Raw genomic sequence first — 10,597 nt, 5'->3', positions numbered from 1 at the left:
AGCAGCTATTTCTCGCAAACCTATTGGTTTAATTTGCAGCTCAATAGTTTGGTGTTTGAGTTTAGAAAAATCGAGAATGTCATTGATTAATGTAGACAATCTTTTGCCGGACGATATAATTAAGATTAAATTAGAATTTGTTTTTTCTGGTAATAGCCCGGTAGCGCCGTCAATTAGGGATTCTGCAATGCCAATAATTCCATTTAAAGGCGTGCGAAGTTCGTGGGAAGTATTGGCAAGAAATTCGTCTTTTAGCTGATTTAGTTGCTGCAATTCGACATTTTTTGCTTCCAGTGCGGTGAATGACGATCGCAATTGATTTGCCATACTATTAAAAGCTTTTGCGAGCACGCCTAGTTCGTCATCGCGATCTAGGCTAACAATTTGGTTGAATTCTCCTCTCGCGAAAGCGGTAGCAGCAAATTTGAGGCTTGAAATCGGCTGGACTATATATTTTGAGGTTGCCAATCCTATAAGTATTGCTAATCCCAATGCAGTTAGACAAAGCAAAATAGTAGTGTGGTTGTTGGCGTCGATTTGTTCCATGAAATCCGACTCTGGGATAACTACTACAATTAGCCAGTCTAAACCTTTATTGTCTTTTAATGGAGTGACTTGCAGGAATTGTTTTTTATTTTTAATGTCGAAGTTAAGTTGTTGTGTTTGCTGAATATTGCTCAAGTCGCGAAAGTAATTTTGCAGATATTTAGTAGTAAGACTAATGAGAATATTTTTGCTGTCGGCAGCCTTGACTCTGGCTGTTTCCTCGCCCTTAACTGAGAAAACCGGATCGGAGGTGGATGTTGTAACTAAATCGCCCGATCGCTCGATAATAAAAGTCTGTCCCGATTTGCCAATTTTTAGACTTTGCAGAAATTGATTGACCTCAGTAAAAAGCAAGTCCGTGCCAAAAATCACCTGCAATTGCCCAGATTCATCATATAGCGGTTGGGCGGCGGTAATGCCAAGTCCTTTGCTAGTAAAGTCGGCGTAAATTTTACTCCAAGTTGCGTTTCTGGCTGCCACTGCAGCGGTGTACCAGGGACGGACTCGCGGATCGTATTTGGGTTTTACTGTAACTAATGAGGTGGGTTCCCCGCGATTGTTGGCTGCGTAATAATTCATGTCGCCGCCTGTAAGTTCGGTTTTTTCTTGCAACACAAAAGTGCCGTCATTGTTGCGTCTGGCGGCAATAAAGTCTCCGGCGGGAGTAGCAATATATGTAACGCTTACTGTGTCAAAGGCTTGCATTTGTTTCCAGAAATTACGCTGGATTTTGGAAATTTCTTGCAAGTTAAGATCGCCTAATTCAAAAGCATTAGCTTTGACTTGATTGAGTTTGTGGGGAGTATCCATGTATCCTTGAAGACGATCGCTAATTCGATCGCTAATTTCTTGCCGCAACTGCGAAGCAACATCATTGACGGCGTGCTGTCCGTTTCTAAATGACAGATACCCGACTACTCCCACTGCACCGACAATCTGGAGTACAAATGGCACAACCAGAACAGTGCGTAGGGGAACTTTACCCGAAATTTTGGAAATTGAATCAGTCAAAGATTTCAAGAACATAGTGGTGCTTTTCCCATAACAACAATCGGCACCCTTTCCAGCTTCAAACGCCTATTTCTGCGATCGTACCTATTATCGTATACTTTTTGAGGGCGAATGTGCGATCGCAGGTAATCGGTGACAGTTGCTGGCGGCTTTTTCGAGCTGAGGGTTCCCCGTTAACAGTGAATACTTGAGTTGGTTGTTCTCATCCTGACTTGTACAATTTATTTAAAGTCGAGCTACACAGAAACTTCTGACTTTTTTTGTATGGCAGTCTTCTGACCAATCATCTGTAGCTGCATTTTTAAGAATTAATGAAACTTTGAGAAGAGAATACCGAGATTTCCGGCTGGTTAAAGCCTGCGGGCTCAAAGGGGCGATCGTATTTGACGTTTGATTAGAGCAACGCGGTTAGTGGAAGGCTGCAATTAAAGCTCGAATTTGCGAACAGTTTCGCTGTACAGATGAATAGCTAAATCGCGAAGAATTTCTTCATTTTTAATATGACTTCCTAACTTCTGTTTCGCTGTTTGGATGCACATTTCCATCAACTCGGCGGAACTTTCGACGTAAAGGGCGAGATCCCTTTGCTGTTGTTCCAAACCGAGTTCAATGTCCGCCAGCATTTTTACCGATTGAGAATTCGCAGATTGCTCTAAATTTGCGGCAATTTTTTCCTGCTTTTTCCTTTGCACTTCCTCGGAAAAACCCGAAGCAATTATCCCCGCCGGCAGCGCAAATATTCCGATTCCCAAAAATGCTAAAATTGCTCCTAAAAATTTGCCTAAAGGAGTGTTGCTGAATACAAATATGAATTCAAGATTTCCCAATTGCTATAAGCCAAGTATGCTGAGCTTTGTAACATCAAGCGCAAAGTTGATTTGTATGCCAGAATCAGCAACGCCAAGGAGTGATAGGATAAATATCGCCGTAACCGACAGTAGTTAATGTCACAACTCCCCACCACATTGCATCGGGGATGGCAAAAGCTTCTGGATGCGCCTCTGATTCAACAAAATACATGATGCTAGAGGCAAAAATTAACAAAATGAAAACTGCAAAGGCCGTGGCGAGCAGCTCTTCTTTTTTAGCGTGCAATACTGCTCCTAGAGTTCGCACTGACTCTGAATACCGGCTCATTTTCAGCAATCGCAACAAGCGCAGCAGGCTAATCAAATTAAAAACACTTAAATTGGGAAATAATAGCAATGTGTAAAATGGTAAAAATGAAACTAAATCGATAATAGCTAGCGGTGTTAGAGCGTATCTCAATCTTCCTCGAATCGGGTGGCTGTATTTGCCATCGACCGTACACACCCACAGCCTTAAAGCATATTCTATTGTAAATACTAACGATGAAACAATTTCGATGCTTTCCAGAATCGATGCGTGTTCTCGGTAAAAGCTGGGGGAAGTAGAAGCAATAAAAGCTGCGGCGTTGATGAGGATTAAAAAAGCGATCGCAAAATCATCGGCTAAACTGTATAAATTACTGCTTTCTGAGGTTTATAAAATTTGATAAATTGTTCGTTTGAATTTTGGACGCATCGGATTTTCTCCTGAAAAATTAGCAGTTAACGATCGCGCTTTACTCTAGTCTAAGAAGTTTTCTTAGAAAAAAGCAGGACTTGCCAAAAAGCTAAAAATCTGCTTGATTCAGAGATGCTCTTTTGCCAAACCCCAGATTTCTCTGGAAAACTGATTTTTTGTGGGCAATCGAGTTCTGGCAAGCAAAGAGAGTTAATCTGGAAAGAATTTCCCACTATTACAAGATTTGCCCGCAAAAATCATGAAGGTAGCCGTATTCAGCACCAAATCCTACGATCGCACTTTTTTGGAAGCAGCCAACGCCGGCGGCCAACACGAGTTGGTGTTTTTTGAACCGCGCCTGAACCTGGAAACCAGCGTGTTAGCTGCGGGATTTCCGGCAGTCTGCGCCTTCGTTAACGACTGTTTGGACGCTCCAACGCTCCGGGCGATCGCCCAAAATGGCGTGCGCTTGCTGGCGCTGCGATCGGCCGGATTCAATCACGTCGATTTAGCAGCAGCCCGCGATTTAGACTTAACTCTGCTGCGAGTTCCCGCCTATTCTCCCTACGCAGTCGCCGAACACGCAGTCGCAATGATTTTGTCCCTCAACCGCAAAATCCACCGTGCCTACAACCGCGTCCGCGAAGGCAATTTTGCCCTAGACGGCTTGTTGGGTTTTGACCTCCACGGGAAAACGGTGGGAATTGTCGGTACTGGCAAAATTGGCGCGCTTACTGCCAAAATTCTGCACGGATTCGGCTGTCGCCTGCTGGGATACGATGTTTTTCACAATCCCGATTGTCTGGCCTTGGGGATGGAATATGTGTCGCTGGCCGAACTGTTCGCCAACTCGGATATTGTCAGCCTCCACTGTCCGCTGCTCCCGGAAACTTACCATTTGATCAATGTAGGGGCGATCGAGCAAATGAAGCCGGGGATCATGCTGATCAATACCAGCCGCGGTCAGTTGATTGACACTAAAGCTGTCACCAAAGGGCTGAAATCTGGTAAAATTAGCTACCTCGGCTTAGATGTGTACGAACAAGAGACGGATTTGTTTTTTGAGGATTTGTCCGATCGGGTGATTCAAGACGACGTATTTCAGCGCTTGCTGACTTTCCCCAACGTCCTGATTACCGGACATCAAGCTTTTTTCACCGAGGAAGCTTTGAAAAATATCGCCGAAACCACGATCGGCAATATCACCGATTTTGAACAAGGACGCACTTGTCCCAATCAAATCGACCTCAGTGAATTGAAAAAATGAGTCAAAAGAGCGATTTTGCAGCGAGGGCAATTGTTTAAAATCAATTCATATGTTTGTTTTGCTTGCAATTTGTGAAAGTCTGGCTTAATCTCATCAATTAGTCCCGGCTGCCAGAATGCTGTGCTGAATGCCGGATAATTACACTGGCAGCAACTCAAAGCCTGCAATTTTACTTGACACCGGAGGAAGTATCAAATGACACAAGCTAACTTTTCTGACAACACAGAAACTATGACTGAAGTGGTCACAGTAGACCTAGTGCCTGACCAACCAGGGGTCATGACTACAGTGACAACTACAGAAACACCGACAAGCCAGTTCCAAGATATTAAAGACCAAGTTCTCACAATTTTGTCGGAACTTCCAGTTTATCTCTCCAATTTTTTTACTGAATACCAAAAGCCTCTGATCACAGTTGGTTTAATCCTGACAGGCGGTATTAGCATCAAGGTAATGCTGGGAGTTTTAGCGGCTCTTAATGATGTGCCTTTGGTAGCTCCTGTTTTTGAGTTAATTGGCATGGGATATACGGGTTGGTTCGTTTACCGCTATCTCCTCAAGGCTTCTACCCGCCAAGAGTTATTAACGGAAGTTGATGCTTTTAAAGAACAAGTTGTAGGCAAAGATTCTTAATTTGTCAGTTAACTGTTAACTGTTAACTGTTGACTGTTGACTGTTAACTGTTGACTGTTGACTGTTGACTGTTAACTGTTGACTGTTGACTGTTGTCAGAAGGAAGAGGGAATATTGGGAGCATCTCAGTTTTGCATTTTTTTAAAAGATGAGATGCTCTCGGCAATATTTGCCAAATCTCCCCCTCTCCCTCACTCTCCCGCTCTCAATTTCACTGGCAAATTTGTTGCAAAGTAGCGGTAAAATCGGGGTAGGAAATGGCAGCGGCTTCGGCCCGCTGAATGTTGGTAACACCTTTGGCATTCAGGGCTGCGATCGCCAAACTCATCGCTATTCTATGGTCGGTGTAACTGTCAACATCCGCGCCAGTTAAAGGAGTTCCTCCGGTAATTTCCAAGCCGTCGGGTAACTCAGTAATTTTGGCTCCCATGCGGTTGAGTTCCGCAGCAGTCACGGCGAGCCGATCGCTCTCTTTGACTCGCAACTCGGCCGCATCTCGAATTATTGTAGTACCAGACGCAAAAGCTGCCGCTACTGCCAAAATGGGGATTTCGTCAATCAATCGGGGAATTAAATCGCCAGCAATGGTGCATCCCCGCAACTCACTGGAATAGCGAACCAAAATATCCGCTACAGGTTCGCCAGCCGCCTCTCGCTGATTTTGCAGTTCAATGTCAGCGCCCATCATTTCCAAAGCTTCCAAAATACCCGTGCGAGTTGGGTTGACTCCGACATTTTCGACTACGAGCTCGGAACCGGGGACGATCGCCCCAGCCACCAGCCAAAATGCCGCCGAACTAATATCTCCCGGTACAATCACATTCTGCCCTTGTAGTTGCGCGGGCCCAGTGACTGTAACGCTGCAAGTTTCTGGATCGACGCTCAATTTTGCTCCGAACGCCCGCAGCATCCGCTCGCTGTGATCCCGCGACAGAGCGGGCTCAGTGACTGTAGTTTCTCCCTCAGCCATCAAACCGGCGAGCAAAATGCAGGACTTAACTTGAGCTGAGGCGATCGGCGATCGGTAGTGAATGGGTTTTAACTGCTGTCCGAGTATTGCTAAGGGAGCTAAAGAACTGCTTTTTCTACCCCAAATTTGCGCTCCCATAAGTTGCAGCGGTTTAATGACGCGCGACATGGGGCGCGATCGCAAAGAACTGTCACCCGTTACCGCAAAAAAACGCCCCGGATGAGACGCTAAAATTCCCAACATCAACCGCATCGTCGTGCCGGAATTACCCGCGTCCAAGACTTCGAGAGGCTCCTGTAACTCGCCAATTCCTACGCCCCGGACTTTCACCCGTTCCGCGTTGAGTTCGGAAACAGAGGCTCCCAGGAGCGAGAAACATTTAGCAGTGCTGCGGGGGTCTTCTCCTAGCAGCAGTCCTTGAATTGTGGTTTCACCGCTGGCGATCGCGCCCAACATCAAAGCCCGGTGAGAAATCGACTTATCCCCTGGCACTCGAATCCGACCTCGCAGCGACAAGCCAGAGGCAGGTTTTTGAATGCTTAAAGTTTGACTTTCGCCCAGAAGCGAAGTAGTTATAATATCAGCTTGCATTGAGATAAACTAGGATGGAACGGTGTTAGCTATCCTACCCTTTTCCAGTCCTGAGTCATACCGTTTGAGATTTGAGATTTGAAATTATAGAATGGGGAATGACTGACCCCATAAGGATTTGGAACACAGACCCACAGTTTTCTTATTTTGTAAAACTCGTATCAGCGACAGAGGAGAGCAGATGCAACTGTACAGATTTTACCTTAATTTCACAAATACTATTTCCTAGATTTGCGTAAATTTCATGTTCTGCTCTCAATTATCCACCAGATGATTGAAATTTGAGCGAGCAATTTTAGATTGGCGATTGCTACTTGTAGATTTTTCATTTTTTTAAGTAAAATATCCGGAATTTGCAACTGAGCCCATCTAGAATCTAAAGTCTCATATCTCAAATCTCAACCCCCAGATCCACAATAACTCCTACACTTTTATTTATGCTGACGCATCACCGCAAGCCTGTAAGTTTATCCCTGGTATCCACAGATTTACCTTTGTGGTCGTTCGTTGAAACCGCTGGTACGCTTTATCAAAAAGACAGCGATCGCTTTCACTTGTTGCTGCACGAACCGGCAATAGTCGATCGCCAATTTTCTGACGAATCTGGCGAGGAAGTTGCTATCTTACCAACAACCACAAAACCCCGGTTGCTGTGGCTAGAAGTTTCGCCCTACAGAGTGATTATGACCATGCAAGGAAACGGCAAATACAGTTACCGCCACTGCTGGGAACGCGGAATGTACGGGCTGAGCCGTTACTGGCTTCAGGGCGAATCGCTGGCGACTCCCGAACAGTTGCGCCTCCGAAACTTCACTCGCAACTTGACGCTGACAGGAAAGCCGGAACCGGGACACTTGCGGTTAGAATACGAGCTGTGGTCGGAAAAAGTGCAGCTCGGCCGCTATATTTTGAATCTAGAAATTCATCACTAAGTTTGGTAATCAGTCATCAGTCATCAGTCATCAGTCATTAGTCATCAGTTGTTGGGAATTGGTTATTGGTTATTGGTTATTGGTTATTGGGAATTGGTTATTGGTTATTGGTTATTTGTTATTGGTTAGTTGTTATTGGTTATTTGTTATTGGTGGCGAATTTCCAATTTTCAATTCTTAATTTCCACTAACAACTAACAACTAACAACTAACAACTAACAACTAACAGTCAACAGTCAACAGTCAACAGTCAACAGTTAACAGTTAACACTCAACCACTGAGTTTTTCGACCCGGAGTCAACAGTCAACAATTCCCCAAGAGTGCAACCGCAATTGATATTACTTACCGATCGCTCTTGCAATATTTAATCAGTTTCTCAGTCAAAGCGTCTAGATTTTCTGCTGCTTGATTCGCCTGCTTTCCGGCTCGAATAATATCGGTTCGAGCTTTTTTAATTTGCTCTCGACCTTTTATACTGGTAGCAGCCTGATTTCCTGTCTCAAGAGCTTTGGCTATGTTGGCGAGTGCTTCACCTATGGAGCGGAAGGATTTAACAGAGGGGCCTTGAATCTCTTTGAGAGTGGCATCTGTAATTTCCAAAGCCTCAAGTTGTTGCGCTGTCTGGTTCAAATCTTTAGCTAAGTTCTTGGTGCTGGCAACATCGTTGCTGTCTTTCTTAATATCGATGAGAGTGTTGCCTTTGGTGACAATTTCTGTAAATTTAGTACACTGGACAGTTCGGTTCTCGCCGCAACTAACCGCCAGCGTACAGCAAGCAACAACTACGAACAGGATGGCAATCTGTTTGCGAAAAAAGTACATGAATCCTCGGTTGCGAAAAAAAGTAGATTCTGGGATTTTGTAGTAGAGTGCGCCAGCGATCGACCGATCGCGACCGACAGTCAAAACACTTTCGCCGCATCCTGACACGCTCTGCTAAGCTAAACTACGTACCTGTTTGGGAACTATGGTCAAAAACAGCAATAACCTACAGAAGGGCAGCATTTGGGGATATCTTACCCTGCTTTTGCCTATTTGCTTGACGGCGGTTGCCAGTTTCGAGTCGGGAACGATGTTTTGGGCGATCGCCACCACAGCCGGAATTGCTTGGGCTTACAAGCTCTACCAGCAGCAGCAAAAACACAAACTCGCTCATTTAGACTCGGTTTTCTACAAGTTGATCAAGGAAAATCAAGGGCGAGTTACCGCTTTGGATTTGGCAATGAATGCAAAACTTCCCGGAGAAAAGGTTCAAGAATATCTCGACGAAAGGGCCTCTGAGTTTGCAGCCGATTTTGAAGTGACGGAACAAGGCGGAATTTTGTATTATTTTCAAATAGCTCCAACTGTCAATCAAAGCGAAACACCTAACGCGGCAATAGCTGTTCGAGAGCATCCCGCAAATCTGGAAAAAGCACAAGAAAAAAAACCAAATTTATTTCCGATCGCTCAAACCAAGATTCCTAAAAAACCCAAAATCTCTTTTACCCAGACAGAACTTTCCCGCCGGTTCAAAGTTCACGCAACTACGATCGGCAAATGGAAAGTTAAACCGGAGTTTGCTGAGTGGAGCCGCGAAAAAGACCCGGAGAATCTCGCCTGGGAATATTCTACAGAAAAAAAGCGATTTTATCCCAAAGATTGAGAAGAAGTCATTAGTCATTAGTCATTAGTCATTATTCATCAGTCATTAGTGCTGCCCCCCCCCGATCGAACGTCCAACGTCATCAGGAAGAGGGAAGAAGGAAGAATATACCAAGAAAGCCGGTTTAGACGAGGTTCTGCGGTTGGTAACGAAGAATTTTGGAATCAACCGGGTTTCTGAGACTTGAGCGCGTCTTGGCAAGATTATGCTGGCTGTTGACCGATCGACCTGTTTAGGTTATTTTAAGTAAAATCCTCTATTGTTAAGTTTGCCAAATAAAAATCCGTAAATTCGATCGTCCTCTCTGTGACTTTTTGCTCCCATGTCCAAACCAACCTTACGAGTAGTCGCCCGTCTCACAGCCTTTCCCGAAAAAGTAGCAGAACTTAAATCTCTGCTGCTGAGCATTGTAGAGCCAACTCGCCAAGAACAAGGCTGCATCAAATACGAACTCCTGCAAAATCAAGCCGATCCTACAGATTTTACCTTTGTTGAAGAGTGGGAAAGTGCAGATTTGCTAGAACAACATCTCGCTTCAACTCACCTTCAAGACGCGGTGCAAAAATTAGAAGGTTTAGCCGTTGGGCCTCCCGATATTCGCCGCTATGAATTGCTAGCTTAATCGGCTATTTATAGCAATTTTATTAATGTTTTTGAATTAGCTTGTACCCCCCTAGCCCCCCTTAGTAAGGGGGGGACAAGAGTTCAGTTGAAATGGAAGCGCAGCTCAAAAAAATATGACATTAGCAACAATAAAACAGTTATTCATTTATCCAATTAAAGGGCTGACACCGCAAGCAATGTCGGAGTTTGCTTTAACAGCAGGACACGGAATTAAGGGCGATCGCGCTTTTGCCTTAATGTTTGCAGATAATATAGAAGCTGCAAAAATGCCCGCCGAAAATGTACCTTGGATGAGCAAAAAACATTTTGCCGTTCAAAACGATTGGCCGCATTTAGCAGCTTTAGAATGCGATTATCAACCGGAAACGACGGTTTTAACAGTCAAGCGTCAAGGAGTTGCAGTGTTGTCAGCAGCAACGAACACAGCAGCGGAGCGCGATCGCATCAGCAGCTTTTTTAGCGAATATCTGGCCGCAATTGAACCGACAAAAGAAGCGAGACACCCGCAGCTTGCACCTTTGCGCTTAATCGGCGACAGCAGCGGCGAAACTCGCTATCCCGATCGAGCACCCGTACACATTTCTCTCCTCGCCCAAGCCACCCTAGATCAATTAAGCGAAATCGCCCACCAAAACACAGACGTGCGCCGATTTCGCCCGAACATTCTGCTAGAAGGCATGGAAGCGTGGTCAGAATTTGAGTTAATCGGAAAACAGTTTCAATTAGGTACAGCTCTGATCGAAGTGACAGCACGAATCGGTCGCTGTGTCAACATAGAAGTAAATCCAGAAACGGGCGATCGGGATATTCCCCTATTCAGTTTGCTGCAACAAAAATTCGGTCACGCAC

At 44.9% G+C, this 10,597-nt stretch carries 11 protein-coding genes; 6 read left to right on the top strand and 5 right to left on the bottom strand.

The genetic code is table 11. The annotated features are described in order from the left end of the window. The 3 genes from WBA89_RS26025 to WBA89_RS26015 all read right to left on the bottom strand — a co-directional run. A partial coding sequence (locus WBA89_RS26025; RefSeq protein WP_424410516.1) for a histidine kinase dimerization/phospho-acceptor domain-containing protein occupies nt 1-1,572 on the bottom strand: 1,572 nt, incomplete at its 3' end. 410 nt (nt 1,573-1,982) lie between these two features. Then, on the bottom strand, nt 1,983-2,384 hold the full coding sequence (locus WBA89_RS26020; protein ID WP_424410515.1) for a hypothetical protein: 402 nt from the start codon (nt 2,382-2,384) through the stop codon (nt 1,983-1,985). Nucleotides 2,385-2,448: 64 nt separating this feature from the next. After that, entirely contained in the window at nt 2,449-3,015 is a 567-nt protein-coding gene (locus WBA89_RS26015; protein ID WP_424410518.1) for an ion transporter, read from the bottom strand. 328 nt (nt 3,016-3,343) lie between these two features. On the opposite strand from WBA89_RS26015, the gene WBA89_RS26010 reads away from it, so the two are divergent. Together WBA89_RS26010 and WBA89_RS26005 are read left to right on the top strand one after the other, a co-directional pair. After that, on the top strand, nt 3,344-4,351 hold the full coding sequence (locus tag WBA89_RS26010) for a 2-hydroxyacid dehydrogenase (RefSeq protein WP_424410513.1): 1,008 nt from the start codon (nt 3,344-3,346) through the stop codon (nt 4,349-4,351). 195 nt (nt 4,352-4,546) lie between these two features. Next, entirely contained in the window at nt 4,547-4,984 is a 438-nt protein-coding gene (locus tag WBA89_RS26005; RefSeq protein WP_424410512.1) for a CAAD domain-containing protein, read from the top strand. Between the two features lie 211 nt (nt 4,985-5,195). On the opposite strand, the gene aroA is transcribed toward WBA89_RS26005, so the two are convergent. Then, entirely contained in the window at nt 5,196-6,545 is a 1,350-nt protein-coding gene (aroA, locus tag WBA89_RS26000) for a 3-phosphoshikimate 1-carboxyvinyltransferase (protein WP_424410510.1), read from the bottom strand. Nucleotides 6,546-6,982: 437 nt separating this feature from the next. Here aroA and WBA89_RS25995 point away from each other — a divergent pair, with 437 nt between their 5' ends. Continuing rightward, the gene (locus WBA89_RS25995; protein WP_424410509.1) at nt 6,983-7,477 is read left to right on the top strand and encodes a hypothetical protein; all 495 of its coding nucleotides are present in this window, start codon (nt 6,983-6,985) and stop codon (nt 7,475-7,477) included. A gap of 344 nt (nt 7,478-7,821) precedes the next feature. Here the strand turns inward: WBA89_RS25995 and WBA89_RS25990 are convergent, their stop codons facing one another. Beyond that, nucleotides 7,822-8,409: a hypothetical protein gene (locus WBA89_RS25990; RefSeq protein ID WP_424410508.1), complete on the bottom strand. Its 588-nt coding sequence runs from the start codon at nt 8,407-8,409 to the stop codon at nt 7,822-7,824. 37 nt (nt 8,410-8,446) lie between these two features. On the opposite strand from WBA89_RS25990, the gene WBA89_RS25985 reads away from it, so the two are divergent. From WBA89_RS25985 to WBA89_RS25975, 3 genes are all read left to right on the top strand, one after another. Continuing rightward, entirely contained in the window at nt 8,447-9,124 is a 678-nt protein-coding gene (locus tag WBA89_RS25985; protein WP_424410506.1) for a hypothetical protein, read from the top strand. Nucleotides 9,125-9,446: 322 nt separating this feature from the next. Further along, nucleotides 9,447-9,746 carry a putative quinol monooxygenase gene (locus WBA89_RS25980; protein ID WP_424410505.1) on the top strand — a complete coding sequence of 100 codons (300 nt, stop codon included), beginning with the start codon at nt 9,447-9,449 and terminating at the stop codon, nt 9,744-9,746. A 115-nt stretch (nt 9,747-9,861) separates the two neighbouring features. After that, a partial coding sequence (locus tag WBA89_RS25975; RefSeq protein WP_424410503.1) for an MOSC domain-containing protein occupies nt 9,862-10,597 on the top strand: 736 nt, incomplete at its 3' end.

This window comes from Microcoleus sp. (assembly GCF_049646505.1).
Taxonomy (GTDB): Bacteria; Cyanobacteriota; Cyanobacteriia; order Cyanobacteriales; family Microcoleaceae; genus Microcoleus.
The sequence above is the reverse complement of the archived record's forward strand: the minus strand, read 5'-3'. Positions and strand labels throughout refer to the sequence as shown.

Coding starts and splice junctions, on each gene's coding strand:
- WBA89_RS26005 (WP_424410512.1), top strand. CDS start 4,547: ATGACACAAGCTAACTTTTCTGACAACACAGAAACTATGACTGAAGTG.
- WBA89_RS26010 (WP_424410513.1), top strand. CDS start 3,344: ATGAAGGTAGCCGTATTCAGCACCAAATCCTACGATCGCACTTTTTTG.
- WBA89_RS25985 (WP_424410506.1), top strand. CDS start 8,447: ATGGTCAAAAACAGCAATAACCTACAGAAGGGCAGCATTTGGGGATAT.
- WBA89_RS25995 (WP_424410509.1), top strand. CDS start 6,983: ATGCTGACGCATCACCGCAAGCCTGTAAGTTTATCCCTGGTATCCACA.
- aroA (WP_424410510.1), bottom strand. CDS start 6,545: ATGCAAGCTGATATTATAACTACTTCGCTTCTGGGCGAAAGTCAAACT.
- WBA89_RS25980 (WP_424410505.1), top strand. CDS start 9,447: ATGTCCAAACCAACCTTACGAGTAGTCGCCCGTCTCACAGCCTTTCCC.